The organism is Ferruginibacter sp. (genome assembly GCF_028288465.1).
Lineage (GTDB): Bacteria > Bacteroidota > Bacteroidia > Chitinophagales > Chitinophagaceae > Ferruginibacter.
Genome location: NZ_JAQBNR010000038.1, coordinates 1 through 19020, shown reverse-complemented (window position 1 = coordinate 19020; position 19020 = coordinate 1). Strand labels below are relative to the sequence as shown.

Annotated in this window: 20 protein-coding genes and 1 pseudogene; 6 read left to right on the top strand and 15 right to left on the bottom strand. The window is 42.2% G+C overall.

Going from position 1 to position 19020, the window contains the following annotated elements:
* Positions 1-17 precede the first annotated feature (17 nt).
* Complete coding sequence (locus JWR61_RS15485; protein ID WP_301928664.1) at positions 18-1700, top strand: FAD-dependent oxidoreductase; 1683 nt, start codon at positions 18-20, stop codon at positions 1698-1700.
* A gap of 11 nt (positions 1701-1711) precedes the next feature.
* Here JWR61_RS15485 and JWR61_RS15480 read toward each other — a convergent pair whose 3' ends face one another.
* The 6 genes from JWR61_RS15480 to JWR61_RS15455 all read right to left on the bottom strand — a co-directional run bounded on the left by JWR61_RS15480 (position 1712) and on the right by JWR61_RS15455 (position 6742).
* On the bottom strand, positions 1712-2287 hold the full coding sequence (locus JWR61_RS15480) for a bifunctional 2-polyprenyl-6-hydroxyphenol methylase/3-demethylubiquinol 3-O-methyltransferase UbiG (protein ID WP_301928663.1): 576 nt from the start codon (positions 2285-2287) through the stop codon (positions 1712-1714).
* 61 nt (positions 2288-2348) lie between these two features.
* Positions 2349-2789, bottom strand: coding sequence for a rhodanese-like domain-containing protein (locus JWR61_RS15475; RefSeq protein ID WP_290337815.1), 441 nt, complete (start codon positions 2787-2789; stop codon positions 2349-2351).
* 187 nt (positions 2790-2976) lie between these two features.
* Positions 2977-3378 carry a DUF983 domain-containing protein gene (locus JWR61_RS15470; RefSeq protein ID WP_367881806.1) on the bottom strand — a complete coding sequence of 134 codons (402 nt, stop codon included), beginning with the start codon at positions 3376-3378 and terminating at the stop codon, positions 2977-2979.
* Between the two features lie 195 nt (positions 3379-3573).
* A complete protein-coding gene (locus tag JWR61_RS15465) occupies positions 3574-4992 on the bottom strand; it encodes a rhodanese-like domain-containing protein (protein ID WP_301928662.1) in 1419 nt (472 codons plus the stop codon).
* A 121-nt stretch (positions 4993-5113) separates the two neighbouring features.
* The gene (locus tag JWR61_RS15460; RefSeq protein ID WP_301928661.1) at positions 5114-5929 is read right to left on the bottom strand and encodes a sulfite exporter TauE/SafE family protein; all 816 of its coding nucleotides are present in this window, start codon (positions 5927-5929) and stop codon (positions 5114-5116) included.
* A gap of 189 nt (positions 5930-6118) precedes the next feature.
* Complete coding sequence (locus JWR61_RS15455; protein WP_301928660.1) at positions 6119-6742, bottom strand: DUF4294 domain-containing protein; 624 nt, start codon at positions 6740-6742, stop codon at positions 6119-6121.
* A 323-nt stretch (positions 6743-7065) separates the two neighbouring features.
* Between JWR61_RS15455 and JWR61_RS15450 the strand changes: the two genes are divergently transcribed.
* Positions 7066-7875 carry an alpha/beta fold hydrolase gene (locus tag JWR61_RS15450; RefSeq protein WP_301928659.1) on the top strand — a complete coding sequence of 270 codons (810 nt, stop codon included), beginning with the start codon at positions 7066-7068 and terminating at the stop codon, positions 7873-7875.
* On the opposite strand, the pseudogene JWR61_RS28275 reads toward JWR61_RS15450, so the two are convergent.
* Positions 7828-8016 (bottom strand): annotated as a pseudogene (locus JWR61_RS28275) (hypothetical protein); the annotation flags it as partial. The gene JWR61_RS15450 and the pseudogene JWR61_RS28275 overlap by 48 nt on opposite strands.
* 737 nt (positions 8017-8753) lie before the next feature.
* Between JWR61_RS28275 and JWR61_RS15445 the strand changes: the two are divergent.
* Complete coding sequence (locus tag JWR61_RS15445) at positions 8754-10919, top strand: T9SS type A sorting domain-containing protein (protein ID WP_301928657.1); 2166 nt, start codon at positions 8754-8756, stop codon at positions 10917-10919.
* 63 nt (positions 10920-10982) lie between these two features.
* Here JWR61_RS15445 and JWR61_RS15440 read toward each other — a convergent pair whose 3' ends face one another.
* The 4 genes from JWR61_RS15440 to JWR61_RS15425 all read right to left on the bottom strand — a co-directional run bounded on the left by JWR61_RS15440 (position 10983) and on the right by JWR61_RS15425 (position 13467).
* Positions 10983-11450, bottom strand: coding sequence for a YbhB/YbcL family Raf kinase inhibitor-like protein (locus JWR61_RS15440; protein ID WP_301928656.1), 468 nt, complete (start codon positions 11448-11450; stop codon positions 10983-10985).
* A gap of 290 nt (positions 11451-11740) precedes the next feature.
* Positions 11741-12343: an alpha-ketoglutarate-dependent dioxygenase AlkB gene (locus tag JWR61_RS15435; protein ID WP_301928655.1), complete on the bottom strand. Its 603-nt coding sequence runs from the start codon at positions 12341-12343 to the stop codon at positions 11741-11743.
* Positions 12330-12575 (bottom strand): Ada metal-binding domain-containing protein, encoded by a 246-nt coding sequence (locus tag JWR61_RS15430; RefSeq protein ID WP_301928654.1) that lies wholly within the window; start codon positions 12573-12575, stop codon positions 12330-12332. Before JWR61_RS15430 ends, JWR61_RS15435 begins: the two co-directional genes overlap by 14 nt.
* Positions 12576-12618: 43 nt before the next feature.
* Entirely contained in the window at positions 12619-13467 is an 849-nt protein-coding gene (locus JWR61_RS15425) for a methylated-DNA--[protein]-cysteine S-methyltransferase (protein ID WP_301928653.1), read from the bottom strand.
* Between the two features lie 251 nt (positions 13468-13718).
* Between JWR61_RS15425 and JWR61_RS15420 the strand changes: the two genes are divergently transcribed.
* From JWR61_RS15420 to JWR61_RS15410, 3 genes are all read left to right on the top strand, one after another.
* Positions 13719-14744: a N(4)-(beta-N-acetylglucosaminyl)-L-asparaginase gene (locus tag JWR61_RS15420; protein ID WP_290337804.1), complete on the top strand. Its 1026-nt coding sequence runs from the start codon at positions 13719-13721 to the stop codon at positions 14742-14744.
* Between the two features lie 27 nt (positions 14745-14771).
* The gene (locus tag JWR61_RS15415; protein ID WP_301928652.1) at positions 14772-15497 is read left to right on the top strand and encodes a copper homeostasis protein CutC; all 726 of its coding nucleotides are present in this window, start codon (positions 14772-14774) and stop codon (positions 15495-15497) included.
* 281 nt (positions 15498-15778) lie between these two features.
* On the top strand, positions 15779-16345 hold the full coding sequence (locus JWR61_RS15410; protein ID WP_301928651.1) for a fasciclin domain-containing protein: 567 nt from the start codon (positions 15779-15781) through the stop codon (positions 16343-16345).
* Positions 16346-16516: 171 nt separating this feature from the next.
* Here JWR61_RS15410 and JWR61_RS15405 read toward each other — a convergent pair whose 3' ends face one another.
* Genes JWR61_RS15405 through JWR61_RS15390 form a run of 4 tightly spaced genes read right to left on the bottom strand, consistent with a single transcriptional unit; the run spans position 16517 to position 18840 of the window.
* On the bottom strand, positions 16517-16915 hold the full coding sequence (locus tag JWR61_RS15405; RefSeq protein ID WP_301928650.1) for a group III truncated hemoglobin: 399 nt from the start codon (positions 16913-16915) through the stop codon (positions 16517-16519).
* Between the two features lies 1 nt (position 16916).
* Entirely contained in the window at positions 16917-17363 is a 447-nt protein-coding gene (locus JWR61_RS15400) for a hemerythrin domain-containing protein (protein ID WP_301928649.1), read from the bottom strand.
* A 2-nt stretch (positions 17364-17365) separates the two neighbouring features.
* Positions 17366-18133 (bottom strand): ABC transporter permease subunit, encoded by a 768-nt coding sequence (locus tag JWR61_RS15395; RefSeq protein WP_301928648.1) that lies wholly within the window; start codon positions 18131-18133, stop codon positions 17366-17368.
* Between the two features lie 5 nt (positions 18134-18138).
* Positions 18139-18840 (bottom strand): ABC transporter ATP-binding protein, encoded by a 702-nt coding sequence (locus JWR61_RS15390; RefSeq protein ID WP_290337798.1) that lies wholly within the window; start codon positions 18838-18840, stop codon positions 18139-18141.
* Positions 18841-19020 lie beyond the last annotated feature (180 nt).

Below are 19020 nucleotides of genomic sequence, written 5' to 3'. Positions count from 1 at the left end.
TAACTAAAATTACAACAATGCAATACATTATTATTGGCGGAGTAGCCGGAGGTGCCAGTACCGCAGCCCGTCTCAGGCGGTTAGATGAACATGCTTCCATTATTTTATTTGAGAAAGGCGCCTATATTTCCTACGCCAATTGCGGACTGCCTTATTATATTGGCGATGTAATTACAGAGCGCAATAAATTATTTGTGCAAACTGCCACTTCTTTTAAGCAACGTTTTAATATTGATGCCCGGGTATTGAGCGAAGTAATTGCGATTAACGCGGAAATGAAATTTGTTACAGTGAAAAATTTGGTAACTGGACAAGTATATAATGAAAAATATGATAAACTCGTGCTTTCTCCTGGAGCATCACCTGTTCGTCCGCCATTGCCCGGGATTAACAGCAAAGGCATTTTTACTTTACGCAATGTAACCGATACAGACGCCATTAAAGCTTACGTTGAGCAATTTTCATACGGTAAGGCACTCATCATCGGTGCCGGTTTTATTGGCCTGGAGATGGCCGAAAACCTGCACCGGCTGGGCATGCAGGTGACCATTGTTGAAATGGGCGACCAGGTACTTGCACCGACAGATTTTAATATCGCGGCCATTGCCCAGCAACATATCCGTAGCAAAGGGGTAGGTCTTAAATTAAAAACGGCTGTTACAGGGTTTGAACAACATGACGATGGGTTAACAGTTTTATTAAAAAACCAGGACCCCATTGAAGCAGATGTGGTGATACTTTCTATTGGTGTAAAGCCGGACACCAAACTGGCAACTGATGCAGGTCTGCAGTTAGGATCTGCCAAAGGAATTCTGGTGAATGATTATTTACAAACTTCTGATAAAGATATTTATGCCGTGGGCGACGCGATTGAATTTATCAATCCCATCACCAGACAATCCATGCCCACCTATCTTGCAGGCCCGGCCAATAAACAGGGCAGAATTTGCGCCAATAACCTGGTGGAAGGAAATCACCAGCGGTACCATGGTTCTGTAAATACAGCCATCGTGCAATTGTTTGATGTAACGGTAGGGGTTGCCGGAGTAGCGGCTAAACACCTGGCGGCCGCGGGCATTCCGCACCTGGTGTCGGTAACGCACAGTGGTGCTCATGCCGGCTACTACCCCGATGCAGAACAAATGAGTATTCAAATTACTTTTTCGCCAACGGATGGAAGGTTGCTGGGCGCACAGGTAATTGGCAAAGATGGGGTAGACAAAAGAATTGACATCCTGTCGTCTGTAATACAAAGAGGAAGTACAATTTATGAACTTGCCGAGTTTGAACATGCGTACGCACCGCCCTATTCGTCTGCAAAAGACCCGGTAAACATGGCAGGTTTTGTTGCCGAAAATATACTGCAGAAAAAACTGTTTGTTGTGCCGTGGACGGTTGCCAATTCTTTAAGTGAAAAGGATGTGTTAATTGATGTCCGGGATGCCAACGAATTTGCCGAAGCGCATATACCCGGCGCCATTAATATTCCTGTTGATGATTTGCGGGGCAGACTGGATGAACTGGATACGGATAAAGCGATTTATATCTATTGTCATATTGGATTAAGAGGATACCTTGCGCAGCGCATTTTGTTGCAGAATGGATTTAAAGAACTGTTTAATATTTCCGGCGGATTTAAACTGTGGAGTGCCTGTAATGAGGAGTATGTCTTATTGGATCATCAGCTGGCAGCTGTTTGAAATGAACAATTCTATTTGCCTGCAACCAGGCGTATAATGTCGCCCATGCCGCTGTGGTGTTCACCTTCCTGCAAATGAGTCTTTAATGTTTCAAGCAGTTCAATTTTTGTATTATTGAAATCCTGCTGCAGCATTTTGAGGGTATACAACATGGTTTCATCTTTAGGTCCGCCGCTTGTATTGTTTAGCTGCAGGGGGTTAAAGGCTTCCAGCATAATAATACCGCCCGGCTTTACGGCCGTTATACAACGTTGATGAATGTGCGTTCTTATGGCAGCTGGAAAATGAGCATATATCAACGCAATGGCATCATATAGGTTTTCACCAAAATTATATTCCATCGCATCAGCCACCTGGTAGTTAACCTGCACGTGTTTTGACGCAGCCAGTTGCGTACATTTTTCTCTTCCTTTCTCACTTTGATCAAAAGCAAATACCTGCCAGTTAAGGGTTGCAGCATATACTGCATTGCGGCCTTCTCCTTCGCAGGGTAGCAGTAATGTACCAGGTGGCAATATGTCTATGCGGGCTTTGAAAAATTCGTTTGACGATGTGCCATACAAATTCATCAGCCGAATAACGTTCATCCCAAAATGATTTCATTTGGCTAAATTAACAACGTAGTGCAAAAGGAAAAAAAAGTGGGTGTTAATGTTTTGCAGATGAGCAGGAACACGCATGTGCCTGTAACTTGCCCGTGCCGGAACTGCAGCAACTGATAGATGCCGGTGCAGCCCCAGCTACGGAACGATCGCCTTTGGCAGGGAAACCTTTATGCACCCAGCGTATAATACCGTGCTTCATGTTCACCACTTTTTCAGGATCGTAACCATTGTGTATCAAAAATCCTGCGGCCTGCAAACTTCTGGCTCCGCTGCGGCATACCATCACCAGCGGTTGATCAATTGGTAATTCGGTATAGCGCATGCCCAACTCGCTCATAGGAATATGTACTATGTTGGTTACGTCATACGCCAGTTGTGCTATTTCATCCGCTTCCCGTACATCTACTAAAATGGCGCCTCTTTTCATCCACACCTGTGCCGTGGATGGGCAAATTTCATTTACAAATATCTCTTCGTTTTCCATCGTGTTGAAATAACTATCAGTGATTTTTTATGAAGGCAAACTTAACAGCGATTCATTTTTTGGAAGGTGACCAATATCACAAATAAAAAAGACTGATATCAGGTTTTTAAAGCCTGCATACCAGTCAGTCAAACACTCAAAAACCATCTATAAAAAACAACAAAGTAAGCTATTGTGTAAGTCGGTGTCAGCCTGTAATTTCCATCTGTTCTTCAATTACGCGGCCAGTTTCTGTTGGCGGAATGGTACGCCAGTTAGGATTGTATTTTACAAAAAAAGAGAGCCAGATAATCCTGGATAACCGCATGAGCCAACGCTGCAGTAGTACCAGGAAAACAGCATTGCAACCCAGCCACCAGAATACCCGGTTATCATCAACCGAAAAACCGATCAGAACCCACCAGGCAACAAATGTTGATACAGAAATGGCTACAGTTAAGGCATAACTAACATAGCCGGAACCGATGTAAAACCCAACTTCAATTTCAGAGCGCTGCCTGCAATCCGGACAGCGTTTGTTCTTTTCATAAAGCCTTTTTTCCAGGCAGAGGATGTACAAAATAATTCGCCGGTTCTGCAACGGGGACATTTATTTTTAAAAATGGCAGTGAGATAATTCATGTAAAATGGTATTGTATTGATGGTTACAAAGATATTTTTGAGCGATCTTTTGTTTGGGTACTTTTGTTACATTCTATGAACTCGAAAAAACAAAAGGCAACCGTTCGGCTGCCTTTTGTTTTTATTGTATAGTTGACATAATTAAAGCTATCAACATATTATATTATTCAGCTTTCATTACTTTACTCTGGCAAACAAAATTTGTTTTGGGAACCGCCGCATTGCTGATTGCTTTAAATCCCCCGGCTACCTCGGTAAAGTTGCGGTAACCCCTGGCTTCTAAAATGCTGGCTGCAATCATGCTTCTGTATCCGCTGCCGCAATACATAAAAAAGTGTTCCTTTGGGTCAATGTCCTTTATCCAATCGTTGATATATGCCAGCGGCCTGTTGTAAGCATCCTGTACATGTTCAGCAGCATATTCAGCTTCTGTCCGTATGTCGATTACTTTGTCCTGGCTAAGGTTTACTTCCCTGGCAAAATCAGCAGTCGCAATTTGATCCACTACATCAGCTTCTTTGCCGGCCTGCAGCCATGCGGCAAAGCCACCTTTTAAATAGCCCAGTATATTATCGAAACCAACCCGGCTTAAACGGGTTACAGTTTCTGCTTCTTTGCCTTCTTCTGTCACCAGTAACAAGGGATGTTTTACATCTGCCATCAGGGCACCTGCCCATGGCGCAAAGTCGCCGTTTAAGCCAATATTTACAGACTGCGGAACAAAGCCTTTATAAAAAGCAGCGCTGTCTCTGGTATCTAAAATAAAGGCTCCGCTGCCATCAGCGGCAGCTTCAAATTCATCGGGGGTAAGTGCATGCAGCCCCCTCTTCAATACACTGTCAAAACTTTCGTACCCTTTTTTATTCATCGCTACATTCAATCCAAAATAAGCAGGAGGTGGCAACAATCCATCAGTAACTGCTTTTACAAAAGCCGCTTTATCTGGTTGGTTCAATGCGTAATTAATTCTTTTTTGATTGCCTAAACTGTCTACCGTTTCTTTCATCATATTTTTACCGCAGGCACTGCCCGCGCCATGAGCGGGGTACACAATTACATCGTCTGCCAGCGGCATTATTTTATTCATCAGGCTATCGTACAACATGCCGGCCAGCTCTTCTTTCGTCATATTGGCTGCTTTTTGCGCCAGGTCGGGCCGGCCTACATCACCTAAAAAAAGGGTGTCGCCACTAAAAATGCAATAGTCTTTCCCGGTTTCATCTTTTAATAGAAAAGTGGAGCTTTCCAGCGTGTGCCCCGGGGTGTGCAATACCTTTATTGTAATATCCCCCAGTTTAAACAGTTCGCCATCCTTTGCAGAAATACAATCAAACCCGCAGGCAGCATTGGGTCCGTATACAATGGGGGCGCCGGTGGTCTTCGACAAATCAACATGACCGCTTACAAAATCTGCATGGAAATGTGTTTCGAAAATGTATTTCAATTTCACGCCGTCCTTCTGAAGGCGGTTAATATAGGGCGCCGTTTCACGCAGTGGATCAATTATAGCAGCTTCTCCATTGCTGGTAATATAGTATGCACCCTGTGCCAGGCAACCAGTATAAATTTGTTCAATTTTCATTCCTTCAATTTTTTATGATACAATGCAAATATGCTTTTTGTTTTACTAATTTTCAGTAACATTTGTTGCTTTCAAATAAGGGCAGGCAATCAGCCTTTACACAAATCGAACCTCTGTTCAGTTAATGCAGCGGGCTGGTAAAAAAGAGTTCTTTCATTAAAATATAAATTCCCATGATTAACACAAACCAGCCAAATGCTTTTTTAAGCTTTACACCGTCTATTTTTTTAGCTAAAATGCCACCGGTAAAAATGCCTGCCACAGCAATTAAAGTTAGTGTAATTAAAAAATACCAGTCAATATTGAAATGGCCTATATCGCCGGTAAAACCAATTAAGGAGTTCAGCGCAATAATTAAAAGCGACGTGCCTACGGCCTTTTTCATAGGCATTCTTAACAGCAGCACCAACGCTGGTATCAGTAAAAATCCTCCACCCGCGCCGAGCAAACCGGTGGTTAGGCCTACCGCAACGCCAAACAATAGCAACTTTATTAATGGAAGAGGTTCTGCTGCATCAGCTTTAACAAGTCGTGTTTCATTAGCCTTATTTTTTATCATCGCAATGCTGGCTGATAGCATTAATACAGCAAACAATACCATGATAGCCATAGATTGAGTAAAGTGTATTTGCTGATTGGAAAAAAGCACTTCAGGTATTGCCGGCAATATTATTTTTCTTGTTACAAAAACCGTTGTAATTGATGAAAGGCCGAACAACAGGGCTGTTTTTACATCAACAAAACCACGCCGGTAATTATCAGCAGCCCCGGCTATGGAGGTAGTGCCCACGATAAAAAGCGAGTAGGACGTGGCCAGCAAAGGGTTTACGCCCATGGCATATACCAGTATTGGTACCGTTAAGATAGAGCCTCCTCCGCCAATTAATCCCAGGGAAATGCCCACTAATGCCATTAAAAAATATCCAGCTATAATCATGTGAAATATATAGCTGCAAAGTTGGTGTGTGTAACAGTATATATCTGTAACAAAGGTTACACTAAAGGCAATTGCTCCGGTAGAAGCGAAAGGAACATTGTGCTGAAAGATGAATTAGGGCGAGAAATAGATGCCGCACTGTTACGGGAGAAATTGCTATTGTTAATTGAGATTTTTCAGCGGGCGGGATTAGCCTCTGAAGCCATACATTCTTTCTACTTCCTGCACAATTTTTTCCATATCAGCATCGTCTCCGGATCGGTCATACGCCTGCTTGAGGCTGCTGCCAAAAAAGAAGGCAATGGTTTGATAAAAGCGGGCGTCGAATGCGCCTTTATATTCCTTTATAATCTCGTAACAGTTGTTACCGGTTTCCCGGTTAATCAATTTCATCAGCACTTTTCCCTGGTAAACCGATAAATTGGTAAGCGGGTCAGTAAACTCTTTTTTTAATTCCTTTTCCCGTGAGCGGATACATTTTTTTCGCTCTCCCTTATCGGAAATATTTACGAGGCGGGCATTTAATTCATTCATTATTTTACCCGCCCTCCTGGCATAAGGATAAGTAACATACACTGCATTACGTAACCTGGTCCATTTAGCAATAGCCTTCATATGCGCTTCATCATACCATGATCTGATCAGTAAATCCTGGAATGTTTTGGCTTCGATGGTATCACCGTTATAAATAACTGCAGCCGAAACGATCGTATCATTTATACTACTCTGCGCATATGCCTGATTGTTATCAGCGGAAAAAAATGCGGCCACAATAAGCAGCAGAATGATTTTATATGTAGCTGTACGGCTCATTAAGAAAGTAAATTTACATGTTTGCACTGATGCAGCCATTTTTTTGATGCCGGTTGATTAGGTTTGTTTGCAGCTGAAAACAGTACCGCCTGTATTGCTGGTTTCTTTTGAATGATTTATTTAAACAACCCGTCTGCAAACCCGGCGCAGTTAAGTTGATGTGTTGATAAATTTAACTAAAAACAGTTGGCAGATTGCAACACAATGGTTAAAAAATGGCTAATTGTTAACAACATTTCGTAATTCGTATAATAAAGCTACGCAGCAAACCGGCTCCCGGTTTTTGGTACAGTTTTTTTACATGTATCCCAAATGTTACGATCATGAAAGAAACAAAAAGAAACAATCCTGCCGTTAACTGGCAGATAAGTGGAACCGGCGATGTGGTACTGTTCTTTGTACACGGCGCTTTTACTGATCAGTCGTACTGGACAAAGCAAGTTGCGTATTTTGACCGCAAGTATACGGTGGTGACGATGGATTTACCCGGACACGGGAAATCAGGGAAGGAACGTACCCAGTGGGATGTAGAGAATTTTGCGGAAGATGTGAGTTTTGTAATACAGCAACTGAATTTGAAAAATGTGGTTTTAATTGGTCACGGCTTTGGCGCCAACATTAGCTTAATGGTGGCTATTCAACATCCGGCACATATTATAGGCTTCATAGCAATCGATAGTTTTAAAAATGCAGGAACGCCGTTATCACCTAACTACCAGCAGCAGGCAGATGCCATTATCGAAAACAGTATAAAGGACTTTCCCGGTACTATGGAACAATATGCACGCGTGGCCTTGCTAAGACCCAGCACACCTTCCCGTATAAGCGAGCGGGTTATAAAAGACTACCGGCATGCCTGGCAACCAATGGGTGCAGCGGTGATAAAGGCAGAATTTGAAAAAGATCAATTAGAAAAAAGGTTATTGCCCGGGCTGCAGCCGAACCTGCACCTTATCAACGCAGACTATACGCCTACTAACGAAGCTGCTTTAAAAAACCTGGTAAAAAGCGGATACGATTTGGCAGTGATAAAAGGAACCAGCCATTTTCCCATGATTGAAAATCCTGCCGAATTGAACAGGTTGTTAGAGTTGGCTATATATAAAATTGAGCATGCAGATGCGGTGTACTGAGCAGCGATGTGATGGTAAAAGCTGATTGATACTATTATTTTCCGATTTTTTTTGGTGCTTTAATCCCCAAAGCCTGAATTCATCAATTACTTTTTCAAGCGATTTGACGTGCGGTGTAATGGGATACTCAGCTGTGGGGAGAAAGCTGTCGTAAACGGTTCGTTTAACGAGTTTGTTTAACTTAAGGTCTTTTAATTTTTTTGCTTACCATTTTATCAGTGATGCTCTTTACCTCTTTTGATAGCTGGCCAAACCTTTAGTGCCAAATGAAAGAGCAGTGGTTAATTCCCATCTGCCCTTATGATTTCCAAACGCATTTCTTGTGCCCGCCATTCCACGGGTAATGAAAGAGTGGGGCTATGCCGGCCTGGCATTTTATTTATTTTCGCAGCAATAGCACATTAAAAGATCCGCTACAAGTGGTGATAACACCATTGGTTATTTAAGCGTATTGTTTTTATCGCACCTGTATTTTAATAAAATAATACAGCTAAGTACAACCGGTTGATCACGCACGGCTGGGCAAAGCTTTAACAATCCTCCTTGTTACAATCCGGTCTGTTGTTGCCTTATCCCAGCTATAATTTAATGGAGCTGGCCGAATCTTCACCCTAAGCAGGTTTTATTCTTCCAGCTTTCCGGAACTTTTTCATAAACGATTTTTGCCTTTTCGTGATAACCTCACCTCTAACCATATAAACTTTTATGGTCTATTTTAAACCCTGCCTTTTTTAATTGTCGCGGCAATTTTTTTGAAAAAAACATTCCCGCATCGATGGAATTCTCTTCTGCATTGGCTTTATTATTATAATAATGTAATAAAACAACTACAATATGCGTTAGTTATCCACAATCCATAATTGTAAAATTCTCTATCTATGTGTAAACCCTTAAAATATTGGTGCATTGCCATGTTTGCAACGCTGCAAATTAGTGCTGCTGATGCGCAAACACAACTGGAATTCGGTGCGGCGAGTTATCCTTCGCCTCCATTGGGACCGTCCGTTGCCAGTCAATCGGCGCAATTGTTGAAAAATACTACAGGCGCCACCTTTGTTGCCTATGCACCAACCATTACTGTCAGTGTTGCGTGGTCCGATCAGCAATACACCTCCGTTACAGGGATAACAACCGGAACCGGATCATGCTTCGGTGCTCAACTAAATGCTTCAGCAAAAACAGCATTGGCTGCGGATATTTTCGACAATCTTGGAAGTAAGTCTGCACCTGCTGCAGCCTTATTTACGTCCAGCCCTTTTGGTACTGCAGGTACAGGCATAGATACTGCTAACAATTATGGGTTTAACTGTTTTACCACAATTGAACCTCTGTATGCATCATCGAGTGTTACCAATGCCCGGTACTATTACAGCACACTTACCTTAACCTTCAGCCGTGCTGTAGATAACCCGGTGCTCCACCTTGCCGGTTTAGGAGGTACAGAAGGAACGCTTGGTTTCTCAACAGAATTTGAATTGCAAACAACTGGTGTAACGCTAAATAAATTATCCGGAACAGGTGTCTTTAATGTAACAGCAAATAAAATCCTGAACAGTGCTACGTCTATTTCCGCTGTTTCAGGAAGCAGCGCTGCTACAACCGGCGCAGCAAGTGGCAGTGTGAGGGTAACCGGAACAGGTATCACAACACTGGCTTTTAAAGTTTATCTGCGGGGTGATGGAAACGGAACTACCTGGAGCAAGGCAACTGAATGGGGCGGCGACAGGTGGTTACTGGGTGTTTCAATGAGTACACCAGTTATTACGGGGACTATATTTCATGACGCTAACGGTTTGTTGGGTACCCCGGTAAATACCATTGACGGTACAGGAACCAATATCTCCGGACAATTATTTGCCAACCTGGTGGATGGCGGAGGAAATGTTGTCTTAAGCAGTCCGGTCGCATCCGATGGAATCTACACCTTTCAAGATTTACTGCCATCAGCTTATCCGGCCCAATATAGCATCATCCTGAGCGATGCGGAAGGTACCCCGGGAACGGCGGCACCTGCACCCTCTTTACCTTCCGGCTGGATTAATACCGGTGAATTTTTAGGAACCGGAGCCGGAAACGACGGAACTGAAAACGGGATATTGCCAGGCGTTACAATAGCCAATGCATCTGCCGTAAAATCGAACGCCAATTTTGGAATTGAACAACTGCCAAACACAACTCCTAAATTAAAGACATACGCATCCAATACGCCTGGTACCAGTTATACCGTACCAAGTCTTACCGGTACCGATCCTGAAGAAGGGGTGCTTGGAACAGGCAGTACATTTATGATCAATACACTGCCTGCCGGGGCCACGCTTTCCTATAACGCTGTTGCACTTACAACCGGACAAACTATCAGCAATTTTACGCCGGCGTTGTTAACGATAGACCCGCTGGATGGAATACTCAGTACTTCTTTTACCTATGGCGCAATAGATGCCGCAGGGCAGGGAGATCAAAGTCCGGCAACTTTTACGTTAAACTGGAGTATCACGTTACCAATTACTTTGTTGGACTTTACGGCAAGTAAAAATCAAAAAACAACCTCATTAAAATGGGTTACCGGTGAGCAGGTAAATACAGGTTATATGGAGGTAGAGCGTTCTTCCAATGGTGTGCATTTTGAGCTGCTGCAAAGAATAAATGTAACACCAAACAGCAGCATGGTTAACAATTACAGTTTTACTGATGCACTTCCCGCAGCTGGCAAAAATTACTACCGGCTTAAATTGGTTAGCATAAATGAGAGTGTGCAATACAGCCAGGTGAAGCAGGTTTCGTTTGAGGCAACCGGTACAGTGTTAACCTATCCAAACCCGGTACAATCCCAACTGAAAATTACTTTATCAAACAGCTGGATCCACCAGACCGTAAAAATTGAATTATTTAATCAATTAGGCGAACGGGTGTTAAGCAAGCAGGTTGGTGATGCACCGCAAACACAAATTCTTGATTTGAATAGGCTGTCAGCAGGTTCGTATATCTTAAAATTAACCCAGCAGGATAATACCCCTGTAATAAGAAATATACAGGTAAAAAGATAGTTTGTTGTAGTGTATAACAACAGCAGTTGACTTGCTTAAATGCAAATGCAGCTGCTGTTTTTTTTAGTATGCAGGCGGTTGCTCCCGTTTGGTATACCTGCCCATCAGGGTTCCCTGCGCCAGTATATATGGGCGCATGGCTTCCTGCAGTTTTCTTTTATCAGCACCTATAGACAGGTCAAGACTACGGTCCAGAGCGAACACATAAAAAAAGTACCGGTGTGTACCGGATGGCGGACAAGGGCCATGGTAGCCGGTTTTGCCTGCACCATTTCTTCCGCTGATGCCGGGTATTCTGTCTTCTTCCACGATTCTCTCCGGAGGTATATTCCATACTATCCAATGATCAAATACACCGTTGGGTGCATCCGGATCTTCTACTATAATGGCCAGCGATTGCGTGCCGAATGGAATGTTTTCTATGATTAAAGGCGGGTTCACTTCTTCACCATCGCATGTATACATAGCGGGAATATCGCCGCCATCCCTGAATGCATTGCTGGTGATTTTTAAAGGTTTAGTACTTGTCATATTGCCAGTTAAGTTTGATGCTATTTGGTTTGTTTCAATCGATACGGCTTAACCTGAACCAGTATAAAAATTATTCCGCTTTTAAAAACTGTTAATAAAAAGTAAGGATTGAAGCAATAATTACGTGAAAGGCCGATATGGCTGGTGAAACGAAAATTGTACGATGATTTAAATACTACAGATGTAGAAGATTTTACTCTTTCAGCTTTACTGAAATTTTGTAAAGGGTATATTATTTCCAAACAGCAGTAAACAGATTGTGGATAGTGCCAGTGGAATTGGTAGTAGCATTACAACACGATTGTTCTGAATGTGAGATTGATTCTCGGTTTCTTAATTATGCTTGTTTTCGGTAAGGCATGCAGCCAGTGGCTTTGCGTAGCCCCCTTCATTAAAAGCAGGCTGCCGGTCTCAAGCATTACGGAAACAGTCTGCTTGCTTTTTTTATGTTTAAAACAAAATTTTCTTTCGGCACCAAAGCTTATGGACGCAATAGCTGTATTTATTCCGAGCGATGTTTCATCGTCACTGTGCCAGCTCATGCCTTCGTTGCCATCATGGTATAAATTCAGCAGACAACTGTTAAAGGTTTCGCCGGTATGCTGTTCAGTGATTTTTTTTAATTCGAGTAGTTCCTTTGTCCATACCACCGCCTGCTTTGTGATACCGGAATAAGTATAAGCATAATTGCTATCCCCATACCAGGCGGCTTTTCTTTTTGTGACGATGTGTTTGCCAAAAATAATCGCCTCATCATTTTTCCATTCGATGGTTTGCAGCAGGCAATCGTAGAAATGTTTTGCTTCTGCCACCTTCAGCACTTTTCCATAATAATTTACTATGCCATCATAAGGCAAAATATTGGTGATCTTTTCTGTATTAAATAAGTCCATCTTTCCATTTTTTATAGGCAGCTTTCATACAATGCCCGCAAGGCCGGTACTGTTGCTGAATCGCTTCCTCTTCCGAACTGAAAAAAACACGGTTTATTTTGGTTAATCTTTTACCGGACAGGCACTGTAGTGTTCCATAAATTTTAAGTCGATTATTTCCACCAAAACAAATTGCCTTGTTTTTTATTCTTTGATGCAATTCCTTCGTGCTGATAGTTGCATGATAAAACATGAATAATGGCCGTTTTGTTGAATCAGTTGTTGAAATGTGCGCATTAATTTTCCTGAAGTGTCCTTGCGGCCTCCCAGCCAATGATGGCGGACTTCCTCGTGCTTCCCCACATGTAACCACCGGTAAGCCCAGTTGATTGAATAACCCGGTGACAAGGAATCAAAAAGGCAACCGGGTTGCTGCCAATGGCCGTTCCTACTGCTCTTGACGCCTTTGGCTTATCAATAATGGCCGCCACATTTCCATACGTGGATAACTGTCCTGCGGGAATTTTCAGTAATGCTTCCCAAACTTTTAATTGAAAATCGGTGCCCTTTAAATGCAGTTTAACCTGGTTGATTTTACTCCAGTCGTGCGTAAAAATATACAACGCATTTTGTTGAATCAAATCCGTCATTTGCCGGAGTTGCGCATTGGGAAACTGCGATTTTAAAACAGTCAATGCTGCTTGTTCATCCTCAGCAAAAGCCATGTGGCAAATACCTTTTCCGGTAGATGCTACCAAAATATTCCCGAACGGACTTTCAGCATAACTATAATTGATGGCAATGTTTTCACCGCCATTTTTATATTCGCCGGGTGTCATGCCTTCTATTTTTATAAAAAGATCATGCAGTCTGCCGGTGCCCGAAAGCCCTGTTTCAAATGCAGCATCCATCAGCGTTGATCCATTGTTTTTTAATACCTGCTTGGCATGTTTAACACTGATATATTGTAAAAATTTTTTCGGACTAACACCTGCCCAATCTGTAAACAGGCGTTGAAAATGAAAAGGGCTTACATGTACATGAGCCGCTACCTCGTCCAGGTCTGGCTGCTCTTTAAAATACGTGTTAATGTATTCAATCGCTTCAGCAATGCGGGTATAATTTATATTTTCCTGTGTTGACATAAGTTTTAATTTAGGCTACAAAACTAACCGGCTTTTATACACCCTGAAACCCGATACTTGCGGAATATTATGTATTACATAGGCCGGCTGATTATGCTGATTGGTATGTGCTGCACATACCAATCCATTTTTGCAAAACGTATAATGTTGTAATAATTAAATCCAGTTCAAAAGTAAAATAATCCATTATACAAAAAGGTCAGTAACGTTGTTAATCCTTAATTTAGCACTTCAAGCAACAAAAGTTTTATATGTCTACACGCAGAAAATTTTTACAGAGTTCATTGATGGGGTCCGCGGCAGTTTTAACCGGCGAAAAATTAATGGCAGCGAAGCCGGTGCTGCATCAGCCGGTTTTAAATGAACCCATAGTTATCTCCACCTGGGATTTTGGCAAAGCCGCCAATGCAGGTGCATGGGAAGTATTGAAAAAAGGCGGAAGGGCAGTAGATGCGGTGGAAGCGGGTGTCCGTATACCAGAAGCTGATGAAAGTAATCAAAGCATTGGTTATGGTGGGTTGCCCGACAGGGATGGGAAAGTTACATTGGATGCCTGCATTATGGATGAATTTTATAATTGTGGATCGGTAATGGCGCTGGAACACATCATGCATCCCATCTCTGTAGCAAGGATGGTGATGGAAAAAACACCGCATATTATTTTAGCAGGAGATGGTGCATTGCAGTTTGCACTGGCCAACGGTTTTAAAAAAGAAAACCTGCTGACAGCAAAAAGTGAACATGATTGGAAGGAGTGGTTGAAGACAGCCAAATACGAACCGGTTAAAAATATCGAGAATCAGTTATACGATAAAAGCAAAGACCCCATGCCTGGCGGAATTAAAAATCATGATACTATTGGTATGCTGGCAATAGATGCAGCAGGTAATTTAGGCGGCGCATGCACAACCAGTGGTATGGCTTATAAAATTCATGGCAGGGTAGGTGATTCTCCGGTTATTGGTGCAGGTTTGTATGTGGACAATGAAGTTGGTGGTGCAACGGCAACAGGTGTAGGAGAAGAAGTAATACGCATTGTAGGCGGCCATTTAATAGTAGAATTAATGCGCCAGGGGTTAAGCCCCGAAGCTGCCTGTAAAGAAGGCTGCGAGCGCATTATAAAACGCAATCCTAAAAAGGCTAAAGATGTACAGGTAGGTTTTTTAGCCATGAATAAAAAGGGCGAATTCGGTGCATATTGTTTACAGAAGGGATTTACTTACGCCGTAAAAAGCAACAAGGAAGAAAAAATTTATACGGCCCCCAGCATTTATTAATATAACATTTTAATACCTCAACATATTATGACTCCAAAAGCTATTTTTGAAGTTTGTGCTTTTAACATTCAATCGGCTATCATTGCAGAAAATGCAGGCGCAGCAAGGGTTGAATTGTGTGATAACCCGGTAGAAGGGGGCACCACGCCAAGTTACGGTGCCATTAAACAAACAAGAGAAAAAATATCTATTTTGTTATATCCCATCATCCGTCCAAGGTCAGGTAACTATCTGTATGATGAAGATGAGTTTGAAATTATTCACCAGGATATATTGATGTGTAAGGAATTGGGTTGTGATGGCATCTCTGTTGGTGTGCAAAAAATTGATGGAGAAATTGATACAGACAGATTGAAGCAAATAGTTGAATGGGCACACCCCATGGGGGTTACCTGTAACCGTGCATTTGATGCAACGCCAGATCCGTTCAGGGCACTGGAAGATATCATCAGCACGGGTTGCGAAAGAATTCTGACATCCGGCCAGCAATCAGGCGCACCCGAAGCTGGCGCTATTTTAAGCAAACTGGTACAACAGGCGGGAGACAGAATCATCATCATGCCAGGTGCCGGAATAAAATCTTCCAACATTACTCAATTAATGCAAGAATGCGGCGCTAGGGAATTTCATGGTTCTGCAAGAAAAGCAACTACCAACCCCATGCAGTTCGCCAATCCGCTGGTAACAGATTTTGGAAACGTGTACATAGCCGATGAAGAAGAAGTAAGGAGAATTATCGCCTGCCTGCAGTGATTTTTTTTGCGGCCAGGTGGTAACCTATTTTTTATTCAAACTTATTCAGCAATAATCTGATTGAGGGCAGACTATATTCCTGAAATTTCAATACTATAAACGCTTTATCTCTAAAGGTACAGGTACGGGTATGCCCTGTCGTGCGCTTATCCACCAAAAGGCACATAAAAATGCTCCGGGGTAAAAAAGTAAGGACAATTTTTGCATTGTGATTGTAATCATAAAAGCACCATTTTTTGCAGGCTATTTTGTGTAAATTTTATCACTCAAAATATCATTTTATGCAAAGGATTTTATCAGCAATTATCGCCTGTTGTTTTTTTATAAGCTGTAACAACGGTACCGAACAAAAGCCAGCAGACACCACCGCAGCTACACCAGCAGAAACAAAAGCAGGTCAGTCAGGTGTAAAGGATGACCAGTCACAAAAAAATGTGGTACAGATAGCCATTGGCAGCAAAGACCATACAACACTGGTAACTGCCATACAGGCTGCAAGCTTAGTGGACGCATTGAGTAATGCTGGTCCATTCACTGTATTCGCACCCACCAACGAGGCTTTTAATAAACTACCCGCAGGCACTGTTGAGGGATTATTAAAACCAGAAAAGAAAGATGACCTGACCGACATTTTGCAATACCATGTTTCTGTAGGCGTATTTAAACCAGAAAGTTTTACAGAAGGCGAGGTAATAGGACAGGTGAATGGCGGCAACGTCACTCTTACAAAAAAAGATGGCAAATGGATGGTGAACGGCACGGCAACAATCATTGCCTCTATACCAGCATCTAACGGAATCATTCATGTAATTGATGGTGTTTTATTACCACCACCGGCAGCAAAATAGTAAAGTCAAAAGGGTTTAGAAATAGTACAAAAACATACGTCAATCAAAAAGGCACATCCAACATGGAGTGCCTTTTTATTGTCTGGCAAGTTATAAAAAAATTAATAAGGAAGATGGCTGATTAAACGTTGTATGTAAAGTGAACCGGCAGGTAAAATTAAAAAAAAGACACTAATAACTACGCTCATTGTCCCTGCGGCTGAATGATATTTTTTCTTTGATGATGGCGGAAATGCTCAATGCTTTTTGTTTCGCCAGCTCTGCGTTTTTTCCTTTAAACAGTTCGTTCACAGTCGCGATAAATAATTTGTTCCACTGTTCAAAATGCGATGCATCTAACGGTGCGATATGGTGCAGGTGCTGGTGCAGGTTCATAGGGTTGCCCTGGTAGCTGCCGGTAAATAAAATAATGTTTTCCCAAAAGTCGTACATCACCGGTAAATGCCGTTGCCAGTTCACTTTGGCTACATCATTAAAAATATATCCGAGCTGCTGATCGGCTGCTATTTTTTCGTAAAAAGTATTTACTAATAATTCAATATCCGGTCTGCCCGCAATATCTTTTTTCATACTAGTTTTCTTGTGGTGATAAATAGCTGTTGATCTTATCCATTGTAGCTTCATTACACCATTCCTGCATCAGCGGAAAAAGCTCCCGTTCTTCTTTTCGGATATGAATCTCCAATGCTTTCCCGGTTGTATCCAAATAGCTTTCCAATGCTGGCTCAGCTGGAAAATTGCTGAACAACTGGTGCAGTTCCTGGTGCTCCCTGTAGATGGTTTGCACCAGTAAATCCAGCTGACCGTTGATGCCCGTTACCCATTGTAAGATATGCTCCTCGGCAGCAAAATGTGGTACCAGCTCTTTATGGTATACATTTAATGCATAAGCCGCTTTTCCCGCAACATCGGCTGGCAGGCCATTGTAGACCGGTGCATTTTTTTGCAACAGCCTTGCCAGTAACAGGGCTCCATGGTGATCCCTCGATAAATGCGCTAATGATGGATGCCTTTTCATAATTATAAATCTTTGGTGTTAAATTTTCTCGTTGCATACCAAACAGGTAAGGCAATCCATAAAAACAAGGCAGCAAATGAAAAAGCAATCCCGGTGTAAGTGCCAAAAAAATCTTTGAATACGGCGCCGGTATACCCCATCATGGCAGATACATCCAGCTGCAGCAATATGAGTATACGGCTCAAATCAATCGGGTTAAAAGCGCTTACCACAATCATTGGTTTTTCCATCGGGTAATCCGCAAACTGAAACAGCAGGAACAATACAAAGCCATCAAACAATAAAGAAAAATACAGCCACAGCATAATTGCGGCTCCAATTCCTTTTGCCTTGTCCCTGGTTTTTACGGTGGCCAGCATGGCAATAGCAACAAAAATAATGCTCAGCAAAACACCGGTCAGTATCATGGTTAAACCAACCATATTGGCCTGGTAAATTAAAACCGGTATGCCTGCACCAATAAAAAATGCAATGGAAAGTGAAGTTGCCAATCCTGTAAATAAACTCAGCCAGATCGTTTTTCTTTTGAGTGGTTGACTTACCAGCAACTCAATAAACTCCGCACTGTTGTACACGTAAATGGTAGCGAAAATAATACTCACCAACGGCACCACAATCAGTATAATATTAAGCAGGCTCAGCAAACCCTTGCTGCTGTTATCTTCCAGGCTGAACACACTAAAAGAAGCCGCCAGCAAAAACAACGTATACACCAGCACAATTTTATTGCGCAGTATATCCGTGATCACATATTTTACAATTTTTTTCATAACGATTATTTTGTCATTACCCTTGCAATGGCTTTTGAAAGTTTGTCTTCACCGGTATCTGCTCTTAAATCATCAATACTTTTATGAAATAATAATTTTCCATCCTGCATGTATATAATTCTCGTCACCAAGTCATCCAGTTCACTTAAGATATGCGAGGTTATTAAAACCAGTTTTCCTTTTTCTTTTTCTGCAATGATTTTATCTTTTAGTATTTCAGATGATACAGGATCAAGGCCTGCCGTAGGTTCGTCTAAAATAAGCACCGCGGGGTCAAACAAAAATGCGAGTGCAGCACTTACCTTCTGCCTGGTACCGCCCGATAAAGTGCGCATTCTTTTATTCAACAAACCCTGCAATGAAAATGATTTAATCAGGTCTTCATCCAGCGATGTTTTCTTATTCCGGATATCCTTCATCATGTTCAGCACGTGGCCAATGGTCATGTTATCGGGGTATCGTCCAATCTGCGGCATATAACCAATCTCATCGCGGTACTGCCAGTGATGCAAAATATTTTTATCCTTAAAAGTGATGAAGCCGCTATCCGGCACCACCATGCCCAGGATGGATTTTATCAGCGTTGTTTTACCGCTGCCATTGGGGCCAATCAGTGCAATACATTCGCCTTTGTTACAAATGGTAGATACATTGTCCAGCGCTTTTAATTTGCCAAACTGTTTGGTAACATTACTTGCAATAATCATAATCTTTTTTTTAATTGGCCCGGCTCGATATGTGAATGGTCAATGGTCAATAGTGAATGGTGGGTAGTGAACAGTGAATTGTGAGTGGTTGTAAGTAATCACTATTGACTATTGATCATTGACTATCGGCTGTCGACCATTGCCCATTGACCATTCACCATTCACCATCCATCCCACTAA

Bases quoted from the DNA above. Each gene is read 5' to 3' on its own strand.
- JWR61_RS15445 (WP_301928657.1), top strand. From the start codon at position 8,754: ATGTGTAAACCCTTAAAATATTGGTGCATTGCCATGTTTGCAACGCTG.
- JWR61_RS15400 (WP_301928649.1), bottom strand. From the start codon at position 17,363: ATGAAAAGGCATCCATCATTAGCGCATTTATCGAGGGATCACCATGGA.
- JWR61_RS15485 (WP_301928664.1), top strand. From the start codon at position 18: ATGCAATACATTATTATTGGCGGAGTAGCCGGAGGTGCCAGTACCGCA.
- JWR61_RS15475 (WP_290337815.1), bottom strand. From the start codon at position 2,789: ATGGAAAACGAAGAGATATTTGTAAATGAAATTTGCCCATCCACGGCA.
- JWR61_RS15480 (WP_301928663.1), bottom strand. From the start codon at position 2,287: ATGAACGTTATTCGGCTGATGAATTTGTATGGCACATCGTCAAACGAA.
- JWR61_RS15395 (WP_301928648.1), bottom strand. From the start codon at position 18,133: ATGAAAAAAATTGTAAAATATGTGATCACGGATATACTGCGCAATAAA.
- JWR61_RS15420 (WP_290337804.1), top strand. From the start codon at position 13,719: ATGTCTACACGCAGAAAATTTTTACAGAGTTCATTGATGGGGTCCGCG.
- JWR61_RS15430 (WP_301928654.1), bottom strand. From the start codon at position 12,575: ATGTTTTATCATGCAACTATCAGCACGAAGGAATTGCATCAAAGAATA.
- JWR61_RS15465 (WP_301928662.1), bottom strand. From the start codon at position 4,992: ATGAAAATTGAACAAATTTATACTGGTTGCCTGGCACAGGGTGCATAC.
- JWR61_RS15470 (WP_367881806.1), bottom strand. From the start codon at position 3,378: ATGTCCCCGTTGCAGAACCGGCGAATTATTTTGTACATCCTCTGCCTG.
- JWR61_RS15410 (WP_301928651.1), top strand. From the start codon at position 15,779: ATGCAAAGGATTTTATCAGCAATTATCGCCTGTTGTTTTTTTATAAGC.
- JWR61_RS15440 (WP_301928656.1), bottom strand. From the start codon at position 11,450: ATGACAAGTACTAAACCTTTAAAAATCACCAGCAATGCATTCAGGGAT.
- JWR61_RS15435 (WP_301928655.1), bottom strand. From the start codon at position 12,343: ATGGACTTATTTAATACAGAAAAGATCACCAATATTTTGCCTTATGAT.
- JWR61_RS15415 (WP_301928652.1), top strand. From the start codon at position 14,772: ATGACTCCAAAAGCTATTTTTGAAGTTTGTGCTTTTAACATTCAATCG.
- JWR61_RS15390 (WP_290337798.1), bottom strand. From the start codon at position 18,840: ATGATTATTGCAAGTAATGTTACCAAACAGTTTGGCAAATTAAAAGCG.
- JWR61_RS15450 (WP_301928659.1), top strand. From the start codon at position 7,066: ATGAAAGAAACAAAAAGAAACAATCCTGCCGTTAACTGGCAGATAAGT.
- JWR61_RS15455 (WP_301928660.1), bottom strand. From the start codon at position 6,742: ATGAGCCGTACAGCTACATATAAAATCATTCTGCTGCTTATTGTGGCC.
- JWR61_RS15405 (WP_301928650.1), bottom strand. From the start codon at position 16,915: ATGAAAAAAGATATTGCGGGCAGACCGGATATTGAATTATTAGTAAAT.
- JWR61_RS15460 (WP_301928661.1), bottom strand. From the start codon at position 5,929: ATGATTATAGCTGGATATTTTTTAATGGCATTAGTGGGCATTTCCCTG.
- JWR61_RS15425 (WP_301928653.1), bottom strand. From the start codon at position 13,467: ATGTCAACACAGGAAAATATAAATTATACCCGCATTGCTGAAGCGATT.